This window comes from Parvibaculum sp. (assembly GCF_019635935.1).
Classification (GTDB): domain Bacteria; phylum Pseudomonadota; class Alphaproteobacteria; order Parvibaculales; family Parvibaculaceae; genus Parvibaculum.
The window spans coordinates 684,125-700,317 of the sequence record NZ_JAHBYN010000001.1 but is presented as its reverse complement, the minus strand read 5'-3'; the positions used below and the strand labels follow the sequence as shown (position 1 = coordinate 700,317).

The window sequence follows — 16,193 nt, the reverse complement described above, 5'->3', positions numbered from 1 at the left end:
GATTGCGGCGCACGATCATCTCGACGCGAAGCCGCCTTCCCCGTCGCTTGGCTTTTGCGGTCGTAAAGGAAAGGCGTTCTTCCATCTGAGCCGGAGCGTCTGTTGCGTCGCAGGTCAATGCCACACGCACCTGCGCCTGACGCCACGGTCGCGGGGCGTCGATCCGGCGGTGGCAGGCACTAGGCCATTCACCTCCTGTTAACGTTGAACGGTCAAGCATCGGACTTCGTTTTGTCCCCCGCAATCTGGAGCAGCGATCTCGCTTCATTCGCTGTGCGGATGACGGAGATGCGTCGAATAAGATCGCGCGGCTTGCATATCCTCCCGTTCGCCTCGATCTCCCGTTTGACCTCTTCAACGCGCCTGACGACCCGCTCAAGCTCGCCCAGGCCGTAATCGTCGAGCAACTGGCGGGTGTCCTCCAGATGGAGGGCGATCATCCGCATGGCCCACCCCATGTCGCGTGCCGTGATTTCGTTTCCGTGGTCGCCCGACAGAATGTGAAAAACAGCTGCGTAGCGAACGGCCGAGAACATCGTGCGACGAAAGAACGACATCGGCACCGCGTCGTCAGCCGGCATCATCTCCTTGAACGCGGCTTTGAAGACCGAGACTGCCCCTTCGCCAACCGGATAAATGGGATGAAGAGGCACGCTTTCAACGCCATGCCACGCCTCGCGCATGGCGCTGTCATGCCTGCGCAAGTCATAGAGCGGGAAGTCGGAAGCTCGACGGCTTGGATCGGTCGCCGCGATGATAAAATTGAATCTTTGTGCGAAACCATCCACCAGGCTTTCGGCGTTCACGCAGGCCTTGAAAGTCTCCAGAACGGTGGCGCCGAGAATGGTCAGCGCTGGATCCTCGATTGAAACCGGGTCGCTCTTGGTCCTGCGCGAGATCGGCTGCCCATCATAAAGCCGCAGCAGATAGTCGCGAAGCTCGGCGAGATGGCTTTGTTGGTCGAGCGAACGCAGAAACTGGCCGAACTCATCGCGAATCCAGATCCCGTTGTTGTGTTCTGCGAGATCGTGCACGAATTTCGCGGCCGATGCTGGCTCGGGGAACAGGTCTCGTTGATTGGCGATCTCCAGAATGCGCGGTTGCGTAGGTTTTTCCGGCGCCGCTCGGCGCAAGCGCGACGGTCCATAGCGTCGGCTTTACTTTCTGGCCGTGGAGATCGATCCGGCAGCCCGCTTGCAGCAACCGACCCGATATCAGGGTCATGACGGCTGCCAGGGGCAGCTCAAGCGGAATATCCGTCGAGGGCCGGAACGCGTCTGTCACGACATCGGCAAACGAACCCGGTGGGATCACCTTCTGCCCGCGCCACGCGGTCCCTGGCGCCTTGCGGATCTGCAACATGGCGCGCAACGTGTTGCGCACCTCCGGGCTCCGGCCGGCGGCATCGAGAAGCTGCTGAAGTCCCGGGATGGGGAGATAGTGTCGTTTCGGCGAACGCAATCTGCGGGGCATGGTCGTCTCTCGTCATTGTGCTTTTCCCAGATCTGGTCCCCAGCTGACGACAAGCAAGCGCGCGCCTTGCGATACCCCCTCGTTGACAATGACAAATATCAAAATGTGTTGTTACGACAGGTGGTTAGCTTCTTTAGGCAGCGTTGACAGCCCGGTGACAAAAGACGATTCGGCGTTCATCGCGACGCGCCCTGGCGTTTTCTGCGACTTCATTGACGGGGCGTCGGTCATGCGCTCGATCGCACGAACTGTCTTCTCGACATCCGCCGCGCGTATGTGCGCGTGCGCGCGGTCGAAATGGATTTGTCGCCCGGAGAATAGCCGAACATTTTTTGTCGCCGCGCTTGCTTTTTGCGGCGGCGTGCTGATGTCAAAGCTTGGCGGACGAAAACAGGGAGCAAGCATCATGAAGACGCTGAGAGGTGACACCTACGCAGTCAGAAAAGAAATCAGGAACCGCTTTTCTGCGACGTGGAACAGAGAGGCGCGCGCTTGGGAAGTCGCGGATGATGTGTATGTCGAAGCGCAGCGGTTCGTCGACGAACGCGAGCGGTCTGTCACAGCAAGGCTCAGCAGCGAAGAAGAACACAAGCTCCATGCGGCCGAGCAATTCGCAGGCGATGTCACTGCGATCGGTATCTTCGTCTTGTCGGCCGGGGAGCTTGATCGCGGTGTCGTTCACCGGCACAGGCGTTCCGTCAAGGCGGGATCCGCTCAGTTGACCTGGCGCCGCATTCCCGGCGGTTACAGCGTTGGGCTCGCCAGCGGTCGGCTGGCGTATTTCTACAGGCCGTCCGATCCGCTGGCGCGGGCCGCAATTGAGGCGCTCAGTGAATGTGAGCTTGCTGATTTTGCTCGCGCCGGCTTCGTTGATCTGTCGATCGAACTGGAAAAGCGGCTCGAGGCGCAGCTGCGCACTGATCTGGAGGCGGAGTTGGAGAAGTTCGACTTCGCCGCTCTTTCAGCGAGTGATATGCATGATGACTTCTTCTATGAGAGCTGTCGTCGTCGGATCAGCATTGATGAGTATGTCGATGGCTGGACAGAGGAGAAGCTGTTCGAATATGCGCTCCACAGTCTGCGAGAGCTGTGGGGTAAGCAGCGCTTCAAGACGATGCGGAGGTTTATCTCCGCTGAGCGACGCGCGCAAATTGTTGGTGAAGTGCGTCAAGGTCTTGAAGAGTTGCGCGGCTTCCTCCTCAAGACGGCGGCCGAGGCTGAGGGGTCGGAAGCGGATCGCCGAGGTGGTTTGAGCAGACGGGGCCCCGGGTCGGAACCTGGCAGCCCTGAAGGCGCCCGGCGACGATCCGGCAAACGCCAATGAAAAGTGCGGTGGCGGGCAAACCGGCCATGACGGGAAGCCAGTTTGCAAGGATCGAGCTCTGGACGGCCGGCGGCACGCGGCGTGGCGACAAATATCGCTGGAGCGCGCGTGAGGTCCTGTCGGAGATGGCGCGCGCTCCCGGCGCCTATGGCCATGTCGAGCGTCCTGAACCGCCCTTGCGGCTCCTCGGCGTGCCTCCCATGGAGGTGGCCGATGAGCTCGATCAGATTGCGGCTGGACTGAAGGACAGGCGGGGGCGGCGTGTCTCGCGTAAAGCACGCGTGCTTTGCGCAGCGGTCTTCAGCTATCCGGTGCCGCGAGCGCAGGCCGATCCACAGGCCGAGCGGGACTGGGCGGCGGATACCCTTCGGTTCTCGCTGAAATTCTTCGGCGAGAGAAACGTCAGGAGCGCCGTGGCGCATACCGATGAAGCGCACTATCACCTCCATATCGCTGTCGTGCCGCCGGTGCGGGATGGCCGTATGTGCTGGGAAGAAGTTCACCCGGGGCTTGCGGCGGAGCATGGCGTCCGGGCTGTCGGTGGCGCCAAGCGCGAAGGGCAGAAGCAGTTTTTCAACGCGATGAGATCGTTCCAGGATAGGTATTTCCAGGATGTTGCGGTGCGCCATGGCCAGTCCCGAACCGGTCCGCGCCGCCGGCGGCTGACGAGGGAGGAATGGCATGCGGAGCGTCGTGTGTCGCAGCTCATACAGAAGGCCGCGGGCCGTCCCATGTCCGACCTCCTCGCAGCGGCGCACTGGCAAGAGCGATACGAACTGGCGGAAAAAGAAAAGGCCGCAGCGCTCGCTCGAGCTGCTGCGGCCGAAAAGCAAGTTGAGAAACTCCGGAATCAGGCGATGCGCCTCTTGGCCTGGTTGCGCGTCTACATAAAGAAACGCGTCCGAATTCTGCGCGGAGTCGAGCCGGCATTGACGCCGCAGCGGGAGAGAGCACGCGAGCGACACCGCGTCATACAGCGCGCCGACCGACGCATTGTTTAAGCGCGTCGGGTGCCTTGCGGACTTCGCGTACAAAGCGCGCGGCCGCACCGATTGTGATCGGCTCAAAAATCGTGATGTCGCCATCAAAATATACGACGACAACACGATCCAATGCATCGGTCCAAAGAAAAAAATCAGCGTCGAATCGGCTTTTCTGGACGCACATTGTCCCGCCGGGGCAGCAAGATTTTATAACGCCAATGCTGAATCCTGGACCAACACATCCTGAGTTTACGATGCGCCATGACTCGCCCGCCGGGCTCGCGGAGTGCTCGAAAGACAGGCCGAATGGAATGGCCCGCGCGAGTTCGTATATGTCGAAACCTGCGGCGCTGCGCGGGGGCTTCATGCGCGTATCGCGCCGGCGCAGCGTGCCTCTTCGTAGTACTCGCGAATCGTTTTTTCTGCTGTGAAATAGAGGTCACGCTCGATACCGAGTCCAACCTTGTCGCGAAATTCGATGAGCTCCGGCAGATATATATCTCCGTTCTCGGGACAGCCGAGGCCAAGGTCCGCAAGACCCCAGACGATATTGTCGTCTTCTGGTAGTAGATAGGCCAAAAGCCAAGTCGCAGCGCCGGTTGGGTAGAATAATTTCACGGCCGGCCGGAGCTCCATAGCGTCAAAACCGAAGTCGACTTTGCGCGCGTTTTCGATGAGAACTGCGCGCTGAGTTTCAGTTATCAGTTTCATTTTCGACTTCCCTGATAATAGCGTCGGCCAGCCGTTCGTCGCCGAGCTTCGCGACAAGCGCGGCTCGATCCGGATTCTGTTTGTAGGAAAGCCGCAGGAGCTTTCGATAGCGGGTCATCAGCTCGTCCTGGGCTGTTGCCGCGATAGCGCCGAACATGGGCTTTGCGAGCGGCAAGAGCTCGCCAGCTTTCGTCGCGCTGGCGATGATGAGAACTAGATCGTCGGGCTCAAAGTGCCCGGCCCGGTCATAGATGTCGTAGAGAGCGTCGTGAATTTCTTTAGTGAAGTCGCCGCGATGCTGCGACGCGTCAAGCGCGCGAATGAGCGAGCGGATAATCTCGGAACGCGTTTTCAATTTACATCTCCCTGTCTGACGTCGTCGCCCTGAAGCGGCGGCTGACGGGGAGATGGTCCGTTTCAGTCTTGAGATATTGAGACGGTCTTAAACGTTAATCTCGCGGCGATCAAAAAGAAGTGCCGATCAGGATTCATCTTCCGGCCGGCAACCCCGGTCAGCCTGCCGTCCGATGAAGCCGGAATTTAGCGGCTCACCAGGCCCAAGGCTGGGCACAAGTTCAGAAGCCGCAGTAATTCTCAAGCGAGTCTTGTCGTTCTATCGTTCTCGCTGCGTCTTCTCGGCAACGCGACATCGCGTCCCGGATGGCATCAAGGATGGTTGCCTTGCACGAAATCCTTTTCCCTCGTCGGGGGGCGTTTGTACTGCTGCGACAGCCAGAGGTTCCAAAGCGCAAACCACTGCGGGTCGGGCACGATTATGCGAATGAAAGCTGCTGCGCGTCTGGTGCCAGAACCAAAAATGCAGAAGAGTGGCTTCCGGCCCGGGAAGCCGTCCTGTGTTTGGACTTCGCATTTTACGGCCGCGGAAACGCTGCGGCAATCCGAGGCGGAAAAGTCCAAATAGGCGTTGATTCTATTTATACTTCTGCTGACTCTTAATCAGCGGGTCCCAGGTTCGAGTCCTGGTGCGCCCACCAAATTTTCCCTCTTTCTCCAGTGCAGCACGGTCAATTCGCCGCAACAGGGAGACGTCCGGTGTTTTTTCTCTAGAATAGCGGCGTCTCCCGGCCGGATCGACGGGCCGGGGAGCGATTTCAGACGGTGAACAGAGGGCGTGGTTGAAACCGATTTCCTATCTCGCTGCGCCCTTGTGGGTTGTGCAACTGGCGAGCGGCGCGAAGTCCTTCAGGGCCAATCCGCTCATCGGCAGTGTGCGGCTTAACCGGCGTGGCCTGCATGCGGCGCGTGTGCGGCTGGCGCGGGCGATGGCGGAAAGACGTCGGCAGCGGCTGGCGGCCTCTGTCGGTCCCGCGGAGATTGCCGACTACACGCGCGATGGATATGTCGTGTGCCGCAATTTCCTGCCGCCCGAACTGTTCGCGGAAATCAGGCGGGACCTCAACGCAAATCCCTTGCCCTCGTGGGAGCGTCGCGAGGGGGCGACCGTCACGCGGCGTGCCAGTCTCGACCGGCCCGACATCGCGGGCCGTCCGGCGCTTGCCGCCTTTATCGACGACAACCGCCTTTTCGACCTGATGCGCTTTGTGGCGGGTTGCGGCGGCGAGCCGCTGGTGCATGTGCAGACGGTGATTGCCGAGCCGGACCCATCGCGTCCCGACCCGCAAAACACGCTCCACATGGATACGTTCCATTCGACGGCGAAGGCGTGGCTCTATCTTCAGGATGTCGGACCGGAAGACGGGCCGCTGCTCTATGTGCCCGGCTCCCACCGGATGACGCCGGAACGCTTTGCCTGGGAACGGGATCTCAGTCTGCGTGCCGCGCAACACGCCGATCCGGAGATTGCCGCCGGGTCGTTCCGGATCGACCGCGAGACGGCCCTCCAGCTCGGCTACCGGGAGCCCGTCGCAATGACGGTGCCGGCCAACACGCTGGTCGTCGCCGACACGCATGGCTTCCATGCGCGCTGTGCCAGCGCGCGGCCTACGCATCGTTCCGAACTCTACGCGACGCTGCGCCGCAATCCCTTTCTGCCGTTCACGGGCCTGCACCTTCATGCAATGCCCGGCCTTCGCGGCAGGCTGAGCACGCGGCAAGCACAGCTGGACGGTCTGCTGAGGCGGTTCGGCATCGGCGGACCGTGGAAGAGCGTCGCTCCCACATGTCTCGCCGATCCGCCGTCGATCTGACGCGTTAGCGGCAGGCCGGCGTTTCGGCGCTGAACATAGGCCAGTTCTTTTCCCAGCCTTCGTGGTGACCGGCGCCGGCGACGACATGCAAGACCGCGCAGCGGCGGGAGGGCAGGCGCGCCATGTAGGATTGGGCGATCGACGGCGGCACGACCTTGTCGTCCGCGCCTGCATAGTGGTGCTGTGGCACGCCGCCAAGCGCCGCCCCCATGTCGGCCGGGTTCAGCGAGCTGATGAGCGGCGTCACGCCGTGATGGCCGGTGAAGGCCGACGTGTCGAGCGGCGCCGCGATCGTTTTCAGCCATGCCACGTCGTCGCGTCGCGCTGCGACGAGCGCTGCGATGGCGCCGCCGCCCGAAAAGCCGACAAGCCCGAGGCGTTGCGCGCCAGCGCGCTGCTTCAGCATGTCGAGCGCCTCTTCCGTCGCCGCGACGACGTCCTCGCCATAGCGGTGGCTCGTCCATAATGCGGTCCGGCAATTGCGCCGGTGCGCCTCATCCGTGAACTGGCAGGGGCGGGCGAGATAAGCAACCGCCGGCGTGCCGTCCGCGAGCGCAAGCCGGAGCGCCGTCGGGGTGACGGGCGTCGGGTCCGGCGATGCTTCGTCGATGCGCAGCCATGCAAGTCCGTCGCCCTCGATATAGACAACAAGCAGGTCCTGCGGTCCGTTTGCGCGGCTGAGGCTGTAGAGGTCAAATTGGTGCGTTTGCAGAAAGACCGGCGTCATGGTTCCGGTCGCCAGCGCCTCCACATTCGCCTTGCGCTCGGCGGGGGCGGGCGTGCCGCAAGCGGCAAGGACCGGCAATATCGCGAGGAGCAGAAGCAGGCGGCATTTCGACATGAGCGCGGGCACCGGACATGAAAACACCGCTTCAGAGTGACCCGAAGCGGTGCTTTGCGGTAGCGAAGATTTGTCCGCCTTCGCGGCTTTCGCCGTTACTGCGCGGCCGACTGGCGGCGGCTCTGCTTCTGGCCGCCTTGCGGACGGCCGCGGCCGGCGCCGGGTTTGCCGAAGCGGCGCGGCTTGCCGGGCTGGTGGCGCGGACCGCGCGGACCATTGCGGGCCGGGCGCGCATCGGCGGGCTCGCCCGCCGGCACGGCGACCTGGTCGCCCAGCCATTCCGTGGTCGCGACCACCGTGATCGGACGCTTGGTCAGCTTTTCGATGCTTCTCAGATGCGAACGCTCGGAGGCATCGCAGAAGGAGATCGCGATGCCGCTCTTGCCGGCGCGCGCGGTGCGGCCGATACGGTGCACATAGCTTTCCGGCTCGTTCGGCAATTCATAGTTGACGACATGCGTGATGCCGGTGACGTCGATGCCGCGGGCTGCGATGTCGGTCGCAACCAGGACGCGCGCCTTGCCGGTGCGGAACTGGTCGAGCGCGCGCTGGCGAGCGCCTTGCGACTTGTTGCCGTGGATCGCCTCGGCGGCGATGCCCGTTTTTTCGAGCTGCTCGCTGACGCGGTTGGCGCAATGTTTGGTGCGCGTGAAGACGATGACGCGGCTCATCTCGCTGTCGTCCAGCAGTTTCGTCAGCAGTTCGCGCTTGCGCTTGCCGTCGACATGCAGCACGCGCTGGTCGATCTTGTCGACCGTGATGACTTCGGGCCGCACTTCGACGCGGACCGGATCGTTGAGGATTTCGGCCGCGAGATGTTCGATGTTCGAGGGCATCGTGGCCGAGAAGAGCAGCGACTGGCGCGTCTTGGGCAGTGCCGCGACGATCTTCTTGACGTCGTGGATGAAACCCATGTCGAGCATGCGGTCGGCTTCGTCGAGCACCAGAACCGAGGCCTGGCGGAGATCGGCGTGACGCTGGTTCATCAGGTCGAGCAGGCGGCCGGGCGTTGCGACGAGAATGTCGACGCCGCCGGCGAGCGCCTTGACCTGGCGGAACTGGTTGACGCCGCCGAAGATGACGGTGTGACGGAGTTTCAGGTTGCGGCCATAGGTTTCGATGCTCTGGCCGATCTGGATCGCCAGCTCGCGCGTCGGCGCGAGAATGACGACACGGGCGCCCTTGTGCGGGCGCTTGGCCTGCGGATCGAGACGCTGGAGGATCGGCAGCACGAAAGCAGCCGTCTTGCCGGTGCCCGTCTGGGCGAGACCGAGCAGGTCGCGGCCTTCGAGAAGCGCCGGGATGGACTGAGCCTGAATGGGGGTGGGGGTGGTGTAGTTCTGCGCCGCAAGCGCGCGGCAGAGCGGCTCGGCAACGCCGAGATCCGCGAAGGTCTTCGTGGTCATAAGTTACAATCTCACAAGTCAAACGTCGTGCGCCGGCCACTATGGCCGTCGCTTCACGCGGGGTCTTGCCGCGTTCCAACGCGCTTGGAATCGAGGAAAGGGTCTGCTGCTTCGGGGTTAGGCGATGCCGGGACGGCAGCGCAGAGCGCGCACACGAAGGCAGATAGGCGCTAGATGGGCCTTTTGGCCGCGCAAGTCAAGAACGAAAGGGTTCGCAAAACCTTAACGGGGCTCGGAGAGGCGGATTGTCGCAGGCGCCATGAGTGGGCATGATCGTACGGGATTCGAAAATGCCGATGCGGACATACAGATGATTACAGCCTATGTGCCGGCCAATGGTGCGCTGACGCCGGTTGCCATTGCCGTCGGAGAGGCAATTCCCGCCGACGCGGTTTGGCTCGATCTTCTTCAGCCGACGGATGAAGAGCTGACCTTTGTCGACGTAAAGCTCAGCCTTGACGTGCCGACCGAGGAAGACATGCAGGAGATCGAGGTGTCGAGCCGCCTCTATCTGGAGGACGACACGGTCTACATGACGGCGGCGATGGTCACGCAGGCCGACACGCCGACGCCGCAGGTTGTGCCCGTCACTTTCGTGCTTGCCGGCCACCGGCTGCTGACGCTGCGCTATGCCGAGCCGACGCCATTTCGCCACTATGCGTCCGAGGCGCGGCGTCACAGCGTGCCTTGCGCCAGCGGCGAGGAGGTTCTGGCGGGGTTGCTCGATGCCATCGTCGATCGTGTTGCCGACATTCTGGAGCGCGTGCAATCGGACATCGACGTGCTGTCGGGCGAGATATTTCCGCATGACGGCGGCAAGAAGAAACGCAACTACGATGAAATCCTGCGCCGCATCGGCCGCAGCCATGCCTTGACCTCGCAAGTGCGCGAAAGTCTTGTCAGCTTCGGCCGGCTGGTCAGCTTCATTGCGCGGCCGGCGACCGAAAAGCGGCCGAAATCGACCGAGAGGGCATTCAAGACGATTTCGCGCGACCTGACGGCGCTCAGCGACCATGCGAGTTTCATTGCCAACAATACGAGCTTCATTCTCAATGCGACACTCGGCCTGATCAGCAACGAGCAGAGCGGCATCATCAAGATTTTCTCGGTGGCCGCCGTCGTCTTCCTGCCGCCGACGCTGATCGCCAGCATCTACGGCATGAATTTCGAAATCATGCCCGAGCTCGCCTGGCCCTGGGGCTACCCATTGGCGCTGGTCATGATGGTCTGTTCGGCGGTCGGCCCCTATCTCTTCTTCAAGCAGCGCGGCTGGCTCTAGATGGCGGGTGCGCGGACCGAATGGATATGGATCGTTCACGCGCCGGTTCAGGGGCGCGAGAGCCGCTACTATGGGCATCTCGATGTTGCGGCAGAGCCGGTCGATCCAGCGCTGGCGTCGGCCATTGCGCGGCGGTTGCCGTCCGTCGCCGTCTGGTTGTCGTCGCCGCTGCTGCGCACCCGAGTCACGGCGCTGGCGCTGAAATCCGGCGTCGATCCGGTGGCGGTCGGCGATTTCACCGACCAGCATTACGGGCGCTGGCAGGGCATGAGCTACAACGATGTCTTCGCCGCCAACCGGACGCTCGACTGGTCGCATCCGGCGGACATCCGGCCGCCCGAGGGCGAGAGCTTTGCCGAAATGGCGGTGCGCGTCGCGGCGGGCATTGACAGGCTGAGTGCGCATTATGCGGGACACACGCTCGTTTCGGTCGCCCATGCCGGGGCGGTACGGGCGGCGATTGCCCATGCGCTCGGGATCGACCTTGCAACCGCGTTGCGCATCGAGGTCGCGCCGCTGTCGATCACGCGGCTCAGCCACCGCGATGTCGGCGGTGCGGCGCAATGGAGCGTCGGCTGCATCAATCTCGATCTTTCGGCGTGACGATGCGTCTGCCCGACGCTGACGATGTACGTGCCGCGGCGGCGCGGATCGCCGGCGTTGCCGTCCGGACGCCGCTCCTCGAATGCGCGGCGCTCGATGCGCGCAGCGGCGGCCGGGTCTTCGTCAAGCCGGAAGTTCTTCAACGCACGGGTTCTTTCAAGTTTCGTGGCGCCTGGAATCGCTTGTCGCAGCTTTCGGCGGATGAGCGGCGCGGGGGCGTTGTCGCCTGGTCGTCCGGCAATCATGCACAGGGCGTCGCTGCGGCGGCGCGGATGCTTGGCGTTCCGGCGCTCATCGTCATGCCGTCGGATGCGCCACGGCTCAAGATCGAACGCACACGCGGATTCGGCGCGGCAATCGTGCTCTACGACCGGATGACGGAGGTGCGCGAAGAAATCGGCGCGCGCATCGCGGCGGAGCGCGGCGCGGTTGTCGTGCGGCCCTATGACGATCCGGGGATCATTGCCGGGCAGGGCACAGTGGGGCTCGAAATCGCCGCGGATGCGGCGCGGCTCGGCGTTGCGCTCGATGCGGTGCTGGTGCCGGCCGGCGGCGGGGGGCTCGCGGCCGGGACGGCGCTGGCGCTCGGCGTCGCCATGCCCGATGCAAAAGTCTGGTGCGTCGAGCCGCAAGGCTTCGACGATCACGCGCGCTCGCTTGCCGCCGGACAACGGCTCGGCAACGAAGCGGGTGGCCAGTCCTTTTGCGACGCGTTGCTGGCGCCGATGCCGGGCGAGCTCACCTTCGCGATCAACGCTGGGCGTCTTGCCGGCGGCCTGGCGGTCAGCGATGCCGAAGTTGCGGCGGCGATGCGCTTTGCCTTCGAGGAATTGAAGCTGGTGGTCGAGCCCGGCGGCGCGGTGGCACTGGCGGCGCTGCTGGCCGGGCGGTACGACGCAAAGGGGAAGTCAGTTGCGCTCGTTCTCAGCGGCGGCAATGCCGACCCGGCGGCGTTTGCGCGCGTGCTTGCCGGCTAGCGGACTTCGTTTTCCCATCGTTCGATCAGACGCGAGATGCGTTCCTCGATTCGGTCGAGTGCCGCGGCGACGGCGGCGATGCGCTTGCCGGTCAATTCCTCATAGGCCGCGGCCATGAAAATGCCGCCGGCATGGGTCTCGATCTCGTCGCAGAGGTCGGCGTCGGCGCCTTTGCCGCGCAATGCCTCGGCGATTTCCTGCAGCCTTTCGGCAGCGCTCGCAATGTCGGTGGCGGCGCGGGCCGCAGTATCGGCGATGGCCGCAGGATCGGCGGCTGTTTCGTCCGGTCCGACTTCGGCGAAGCCCGCTTGCGCTTCGGCCAGTGCGCGGGCCAGTTCCTGTGCCTCGTGATAGACGAAGCCGAGCCGGAGCCCCGCGTCTGTTTCCCGTGCCAGTTTCTCGATCGCGGCAACGACCTCGGCGGCGCCGGAAGCGTGGCGGTGGGCGAATTCCTCCAGGAACCAGCGGCCGCGCGGCGTTTCGCGCACCGCCTGCTCGATGGCGTCGTAATCGTCCGGTTCCGGGGCAAAGGCGGGCTGGCTCATGGATAGGGCTCCGGGTGAGGCTGGCCCGGCCATTATCGGCGGCATTGCTTAACCGTTTGCTTCGTGCCCTCGCGAGAGGCTAGAGAAGGCGGAGCCGGGAGTTCCGGCGGGGCGAAAGGACCGGATTTTGGCGCGCAAGCTTCCCATCGACATCGAGGCGGTGAAAGGTTTCATGGACGCGGAAGAGGGCTGGGCGCTGCATGAGGCAGCGCTGGAAGCCTCGAAGCGCGGCCCGGTGCTCGAGATCGGCTCCTATTGTGGCAAGTCGACGGTCTATATCGGCACCGCCTGTCAGGCCAACAACGCGGTGCTCTACGCGCTCGACCATCATTACGGCTCGGAGGAAAACCAGCAGGGCTGGGAGCATCACGACGCCGAACTCCAGGACGCCGAGACCGGCCGTCTCAACACCTTTCCGCTGTTCCGCCGGACGATGCGCCTGGCGAAGCTCGAAGACACGGTGGTGCCGCTGGTCGCGCCATCGGAAGTTGCCTCGAAAGGCTGGGCGACGCCGCTCGCGATGGTGTTCATCGATGGCGGACACGGGATGGAACCGGCGCTGACCGATTATCGCCTCTGGGCGCCGCGCGTAATGCCGGGCGGTATCCTCGCCATTCACGACGTCTTCCCCGACCCGAAGGATGGCGGCCGCCCGCCCTACGAAATCTACAAGATGGCGCTGGCGTCGAAACTGTTTACGGAGGAGAAGGCTGTGAAGAGCCTCAGGCTACTCCGCCGCCTCGGCTAGCGTGCGCTCGGCGAAGAGGCGGGCGGCGGGCGTCATGCCGGTCACGGCGTCGGTCGCGAGAATAACGGCTGCGGCCGTCCATGCCGGTTTCTCGGCTGGCCAGGCGACATCGTCCTCGAACTGATAGCCCATCCAGTAGGCGCCGCAATCGGCGCGCCACTGGTGCTGCCATGAGAGCATGGCCTCGGCTTCCTTGCGCCGTCCGGCGACCAGCAGCGCCATGGTCAGCTCGGCGCTTTCGGCGACCGTCACCCAGGGCTGGTCGAGCACGCAACGGCAGCCCTTGCCGTCGGCGACGAAGATGTCCCATTTCCAGTCGAGGCGTTTCCGCGCCGCTTCGCCGGTGACGACGCCAGCGAGGACCGGGTAGTACCAGTCCATCGAATAGCGGTCCTTGGGCTCCCAGGTGCGGTCGAAACGATGCGGCTTGTCGCGAAGCGCCTCGCCAAGCCGCTGCCGCGCGGTCAGCCAGTCGCGCGACGGTTCGCCGAGCTCGCGCGCGATGTGGGCGGCGCATTCGAGGCTCTTGTAGATCGAGGAGCAGCCGGTGATCAGCGCGTCGTCTTCCGGCGTATGCGGATCGGCGGCCGACCAGCGGATGTCGCCATGCGGGCTCTGATGCGCCAGCACGAAGGAAATCGCCGCCTTCACATGCGGCCAGATGCCGGCCAGCCAATTGCGGTCGCGCGTGACGAGATAGTGATGCCAGGCGCCGGTCGCGATATAGGCGGCGAAATTGGTGTCGCGGATGTGGTGGCCCGCTTCGTGTTCCTCGCCGGTGAAGCGTTGCTCGTCGTCGTCGAAGGGAACGGCGGAACCGAGCTGTCCCCACCACGATCCGTCCTTCAACTGCGTTTCGGCGAGATAGCGGAAGGCGCGGCGCGCATGCTCGATTTCGCCGAGCACGGTCAGGCCCATCGCCGCTTCGGTGTGGTTCCACGGGTCGATGACGCCGCCGTCGTACCAGGGGATCGCGCCGCTGTCGCGCTGCAATTCCATGATGCGCGCGCGCGAGCCGGCAAAGAATTCCGGCGGCACCGTATCGCCCCAGGTCAGATGCACCATCAGGCCGTTCCCTTGGTGAAATAGAGAACGACGCTCTTGCCCATCAGCGGTCCCGCGAGCTTTTCGAGTGTCCGTGTCAGCCGCGGGCCCTCAAGGATGTCCCATTCGAGAAAACGCTTGTAGAGGTTGACCAGTTTCACGTCTTCGCGCTTTACGCCGACGGCGCATTTCAGCCACCAATAGGGTGAATGCAGGCCATGGGCGAAATGGCGGTGAAAGAAGGAGAGGCCGCGGCTTTCGACGGCGCCTTTCAGTTCGCTCTCCTGGAAGATGCGCACATGGCCGCCGGGCTCGTTGTGATAGTCGTCGGACAGCTTCCAGCAGACCCATTCGGGGAAGAAACGCGGCACGCTGACGGCCAGTGTGCCGCCCGGCTTCAGGATGCGTTCGATCTCCGCAACGGCCTGCTTGTAGTCCGGAATGTGCTCCAGCACTTCCGAGCAGACGATCTTGTCGAAGCTTGCATCGGGAAAGGGCAGCGACAATGCGTTGCCGACCGACAGCGAAAAGCTGCGCCGCGTCTGCGGGTCCATGTCGGGGCAGGTGCCGAAGCCTTCGCGCGTCCGCTTCACGTCCTCGAAACCGAGATCGATCCCGACCACGTGGCATTCGGCGTGGTAGTACATGGCGTGGACGTGCCGGCCCGCCCCGCAACCGAGGTCGAGCGCGCGCTGGCCGTCCTTAAGCCCGAGCACGTTCAAGTCGATTGTCTGCATCTGCGATTGTCTGCCTGTAAATCTCGACGCATTCGCGCGCCGCGCGTTCCCATTTGAAATTGGCGAGGATGCGCTCGCGCCCCGCCTCGCCATAGCGCGCCCGCATGTCCGGATCGTCGAGCATGGCCGCAATGGCGCGCGCCAGCGCCGGCGGATTGGAATGCGGCACAACGATGCCGGCGTCGCCGACGACCTCCGGCAGCGAGCCGCCATTGGTGGCGATCACGGGCGTCCCGCAGGACATTGCCTCGCCGCAGGGGAAGCCGAAGCCCTCATAGACCGAGGGCGAGACCGCGATCGTCGCCTCGTTGTAGATCTGCGTGATGTCGTCGTCCCTGACGCCGCCGATAAACTCCACCTTGTCCATGATGCCGAGCGTGCGCAGCTCGTGCGAGGTGTTGCCTTCGCGCAGCCGGCCGATGACCTTGAGCTTCAGGTTCGGCCGCGTCTGCAGCAGTTCGGCATAGGCGCGGATCAGGTAGATCAGTCCCTTCAGCGGCACGTCGGCGCTGGCGCAAGCGACGATGAGGTCGTCGCGACGTTTCACCTCGGGCATCGGGCGGAACTGGATGTGGTCGATGCCGTGCAGTACCAGCCGCGTTTTTGAAATATCGACGCCGAATTCGCGCGCCACGTCGCGGCGCGTGCTTTCGGAGACGACGATCAGCGGATCAAGCTGGCGTGCGACCTTGATCTGCATGTTGAGGAAGGAATACCAGCGGCGCTTCAGCAGCTTCAGTTGCAGCGTGCGCGCGTGTTCGATGTCGATGCGCCGATCCATCGTGATCGGGTGGTGGATCGTGCCGACGATGGGCAGGCCCATGTCGCGAAGTTTCAGCAGACCCCAGCCCAGCGTCTGATTGTCGTGGCAGACGTCGTAGTCCTGCACGGTGCCGCGCACATAGCGCGCCATGCGTTCGCAAAAAGTGTAGGGCTCGGAGAAACCGCCGGTCGCGTGGCTCCACCATTCGAACAGGTCGATGGGATAGGCGAACATCCAGGGGCGTAGCGAACGGATCGGATGCGGGTTGGCATAGAGATCGAGCGAGGGCAGCTTGATGAGCTTCACGCGCGGATCGATCTCGGGATAGGGCGGGCCGGAAATCACATCCACCTGATGCCCGAGGTCCGCCAGCGCCTTGGCGATGTGGCGCATATAGACGCCCTGGCCACCCGTTGTCGGGTTCGAGCGGTAGCTCGGCAGCAGGATGCGCAGCGGCCGGTCGCCGGATATGGCGGCAAGCTTCGGCGTTTCGGCGGTGGATTTTTTCGCAGGCCCGGCCAGCGCGTCATCCGTCTCATTGCGCTCCAGCGCCTGCGACATACAGATTTCCTCGGTCTCGAATTGATGCGC

19 protein-coding genes are annotated in these 16,193 nt (G+C 63.7%); 7 read left to right on the top strand and 12 right to left on the bottom strand.

Going from position 1 to position 16,193, the window contains the following annotated elements; genetic code table 11:
- Window positions 1–212: 212 nt before the first annotated feature.
- The 3 genes from KF719_RS03660 to KF719_RS03650 form a co-directional block, all read right to left on the bottom strand.
- Window positions 213–1,067, bottom strand: coding sequence for a DUF3987 domain-containing protein (locus KF719_RS03660; RefSeq protein ID WP_293510572.1), 855 nt, complete (start codon window positions 1,065–1,067; stop codon window positions 213–215).
- Window positions 988–1,473 carry a hypothetical protein gene (locus tag KF719_RS03655; RefSeq protein ID WP_293510686.1) on the bottom strand — a complete coding sequence of 162 codons (486 nt, stop codon included), beginning with the start codon at window positions 1,471–1,473 and terminating at the stop codon, window positions 988–990. The genes KF719_RS03660 and KF719_RS03655 overlap by 80 nt, the downstream gene beginning before the upstream one ends.
- Window positions 1,474–1,584: 111 nt before the next feature.
- Window positions 1,585–1,881, bottom strand: a complete 297-nt coding sequence (locus KF719_RS03650; protein WP_293507179.1) for a hypothetical protein — start codon at window positions 1,879–1,881, stop codon at window positions 1,585–1,587.
- Here KF719_RS03650 and KF719_RS03645 point away from each other — a divergent pair.
- Complete coding sequence (locus KF719_RS03645; protein ID WP_293507177.1) at window positions 1,880–2,797, top strand: hypothetical protein; 918 nt, start codon at window positions 1,880–1,882, stop codon at window positions 2,795–2,797. The genes KF719_RS03650 and KF719_RS03645 overlap by 2 nt on opposite strands.
- Complete coding sequence (locus tag KF719_RS03640; RefSeq protein ID WP_293507176.1) at window positions 2,794–3,798, top strand: plasmid recombination protein; 1,005 nt, start codon at window positions 2,794–2,796, stop codon at window positions 3,796–3,798. The genes KF719_RS03645 and KF719_RS03640 overlap by 4 nt, the downstream gene beginning before the upstream one ends.
- Here the strand turns inward: KF719_RS03640 and KF719_RS03635 are convergent.
- Genes KF719_RS03635 through KF719_RS03625 form a run of 3 tightly spaced genes read right to left on the bottom strand, consistent with a single transcriptional unit; the run spans window position 3,767 to window position 4,846 of the window.
- Window positions 3,767–4,147, bottom strand: a complete 381-nt coding sequence (locus KF719_RS03635; RefSeq protein ID WP_293507174.1) for a hypothetical protein — start codon at window positions 4,145–4,147, stop codon at window positions 3,767–3,769. The two genes, KF719_RS03640 and KF719_RS03635, sit on opposite strands and share 32 nt — an antisense overlap.
- Window positions 4,144–4,491 carry a DUF2958 domain-containing protein gene (locus KF719_RS03630; RefSeq protein ID WP_293507172.1) on the bottom strand — a complete coding sequence of 116 codons (348 nt, stop codon included), beginning with the start codon at window positions 4,489–4,491 and terminating at the stop codon, window positions 4,144–4,146. Before KF719_RS03630 ends, KF719_RS03635 begins: the two co-directional genes overlap by 4 nt.
- Window positions 4,475–4,846 carry a hypothetical protein gene (locus KF719_RS03625; RefSeq protein ID WP_293507170.1) on the bottom strand — a complete coding sequence of 124 codons (372 nt, stop codon included), beginning with the start codon at window positions 4,844–4,846 and terminating at the stop codon, window positions 4,475–4,477. Before KF719_RS03625 ends, KF719_RS03630 begins: the two co-directional genes overlap by 17 nt.
- A 781-nt stretch (window positions 4,847–5,627) precedes the next feature.
- Between KF719_RS03625 and KF719_RS03620 the strand changes: the two genes are divergently transcribed.
- Window positions 5,628–6,659, top strand: coding sequence for a phytanoyl-CoA dioxygenase family protein (locus KF719_RS03620; RefSeq protein ID WP_293507168.1), 1,032 nt, complete (start codon window positions 5,628–5,630; stop codon window positions 6,657–6,659).
- Window positions 6,660–6,663: 4 nt separating this feature from the next.
- Here KF719_RS03620 and KF719_RS03615 read toward each other — a convergent pair whose 3' ends face one another.
- Both KF719_RS03615 and KF719_RS03610 read right to left on the bottom strand, forming a co-directional pair.
- Window positions 6,664–7,500: a hypothetical protein gene (locus tag KF719_RS03615; protein ID WP_293507166.1), complete on the bottom strand. Its 837-nt coding sequence runs from the start codon at window positions 7,498–7,500 to the stop codon at window positions 6,664–6,666.
- 95 nt (window positions 7,501–7,595) lie between these two features.
- On the bottom strand, window positions 7,596–8,906 hold the full coding sequence (locus tag KF719_RS03610; RefSeq protein WP_293507165.1) for a DEAD/DEAH box helicase: 1,311 nt from the start codon (window positions 8,904–8,906) through the stop codon (window positions 7,596–7,598).
- Between the two features lie 310 nt (window positions 8,907–9,216).
- Between KF719_RS03610 and corA the strand changes: the two genes are divergently transcribed.
- The 3 genes from corA to KF719_RS03595 are packed head-to-tail and all read left to right on the top strand — an operon-like array spanning window position 9,217 to window position 11,765.
- The gene (gene corA / locus KF719_RS03605; protein WP_293507164.1) at window positions 9,217–10,185 is read left to right on the top strand and encodes a magnesium/cobalt transporter CorA; all 969 of its coding nucleotides are present in this window, start codon (window positions 9,217–9,219) and stop codon (window positions 10,183–10,185) included.
- Window positions 10,186–10,788, top strand: a complete 603-nt coding sequence (locus tag KF719_RS03600) for a histidine phosphatase family protein (RefSeq protein WP_293507162.1) — start codon at window positions 10,186–10,188, stop codon at window positions 10,786–10,788.
- A 2-nt stretch (window positions 10,789–10,790) separates the two neighbouring features.
- Window positions 10,791–11,765, top strand: a complete 975-nt coding sequence (locus tag KF719_RS03595; protein ID WP_293510571.1) for a threonine/serine dehydratase — start codon at window positions 10,791–10,793, stop codon at window positions 11,763–11,765.
- Here KF719_RS03595 and KF719_RS03590 read toward each other — a convergent pair.
- Window positions 11,762–12,310 (bottom strand): hypothetical protein, encoded by a 549-nt coding sequence (locus KF719_RS03590; RefSeq protein WP_293507160.1) that lies wholly within the window; start codon window positions 12,308–12,310, stop codon window positions 11,762–11,764. The genes KF719_RS03595 and KF719_RS03590 overlap by 4 nt on opposite strands.
- A gap of 127 nt (window positions 12,311–12,437) precedes the next feature.
- Between KF719_RS03590 and KF719_RS03585 the strand changes: the two genes are divergently transcribed.
- Window positions 12,438–13,058 (top strand): class I SAM-dependent methyltransferase, encoded by a 621-nt coding sequence (locus tag KF719_RS03585; RefSeq protein ID WP_293507158.1) that lies wholly within the window; start codon window positions 12,438–12,440, stop codon window positions 13,056–13,058.
- On the opposite strand, the gene KF719_RS03580 is transcribed toward KF719_RS03585, so the two are convergent.
- From KF719_RS03580 to KF719_RS03570, 3 genes are read right to left on the bottom strand one after another with little or no spacing between them, the layout of a single operon-like run.
- Window positions 13,038–14,123: a prenyltransferase gene (locus tag KF719_RS03580; RefSeq protein WP_293507157.1), complete on the bottom strand. Its 1,086-nt coding sequence runs from the start codon at window positions 14,121–14,123 to the stop codon at window positions 13,038–13,040. The two genes, KF719_RS03585 and KF719_RS03580, sit on opposite strands and share 21 nt — an antisense overlap.
- On the bottom strand, window positions 14,123–14,839 hold the full coding sequence (locus tag KF719_RS03575; RefSeq protein WP_293507155.1) for a class I SAM-dependent methyltransferase: 717 nt from the start codon (window positions 14,837–14,839) through the stop codon (window positions 14,123–14,125). Before KF719_RS03575 ends, KF719_RS03580 begins: the two co-directional genes overlap by 1 nt.
- On the bottom strand, window positions 14,805–16,163 hold the full coding sequence (locus KF719_RS03570) for a glycosyltransferase family 4 protein (RefSeq protein ID WP_293507153.1): 1,359 nt from the start codon (window positions 16,161–16,163) through the stop codon (window positions 14,805–14,807). Before KF719_RS03570 ends, KF719_RS03575 begins: the two co-directional genes overlap by 35 nt.
- Window positions 16,164–16,193 lie beyond the last annotated feature (30 nt).

Bases quoted from the DNA above. Each gene is read 5' to 3' on its own strand.
- KF719_RS03655 (WP_293510686.1), bottom strand. From the start codon at position 1,473: ATGCCCCGCAGATTGCGTTCGCCGAAACGACACTATCTCCCCATCCCG.
- KF719_RS03645 (WP_293507177.1), top strand. From the start codon at position 1,880: ATGAAGACGCTGAGAGGTGACACCTACGCAGTCAGAAAAGAAATCAGG.
- KF719_RS03650 (WP_293507179.1), bottom strand. From the start codon at position 1,881: ATGATGCTTGCTCCCTGTTTTCGTCCGCCAAGCTTTGACATCAGCACG.
- KF719_RS03640 (WP_293507176.1), top strand. From the start codon at position 2,794: ATGAAAAGTGCGGTGGCGGGCAAACCGGCCATGACGGGAAGCCAGTTT.
- KF719_RS03635 (WP_293507174.1), bottom strand. From the start codon at position 4,147: ATGAAGCCCCCGCGCAGCGCCGCAGGTTTCGACATATACGAACTCGCG.
- KF719_RS03630 (WP_293507172.1), bottom strand. From the start codon at position 4,491: ATGAAACTGATAACTGAAACTCAGCGCGCAGTTCTCATCGAAAACGCG.
- KF719_RS03615 (WP_293507166.1), bottom strand. From the start codon at position 7,500: ATGTCGAAATGCCGCCTGCTTCTGCTCCTCGCGATATTGCCGGTCCTT.
- KF719_RS03610 (WP_293507165.1), bottom strand. From the start codon at position 8,906: ATGACCACGAAGACCTTCGCGGATCTCGGCGTTGCCGAGCCGCTCTGC.
- corA (WP_293507164.1), top strand. From the start codon at position 9,217: ATGATTACAGCCTATGTGCCGGCCAATGGTGCGCTGACGCCGGTTGCC.
- KF719_RS03600 (WP_293507162.1), top strand. From the start codon at position 10,186: ATGGCGGGTGCGCGGACCGAATGGATATGGATCGTTCACGCGCCGGTT.
- KF719_RS03595 (WP_293510571.1), top strand. From the start codon at position 10,791: ATGCGTCTGCCCGACGCTGACGATGTACGTGCCGCGGCGGCGCGGATC.
- KF719_RS03590 (WP_293507160.1), bottom strand. From the start codon at position 12,310: ATGAGCCAGCCCGCCTTTGCCCCGGAACCGGACGATTACGACGCCATC.
- KF719_RS03580 (WP_293507157.1), bottom strand. From the start codon at position 14,123: ATGGTGCATCTGACCTGGGGCGATACGGTGCCGCCGGAATTCTTTGCC.
- KF719_RS03575 (WP_293507155.1), bottom strand. From the start codon at position 14,839: ATGCAGACAATCGACTTGAACGTGCTCGGGCTTAAGGACGGCCAGCGC.
- KF719_RS03570 (WP_293507153.1), bottom strand. From the start codon at position 16,163: ATGTCGCAGGCGCTGGAGCGCAATGAGACGGATGACGCGCTGGCCGGG.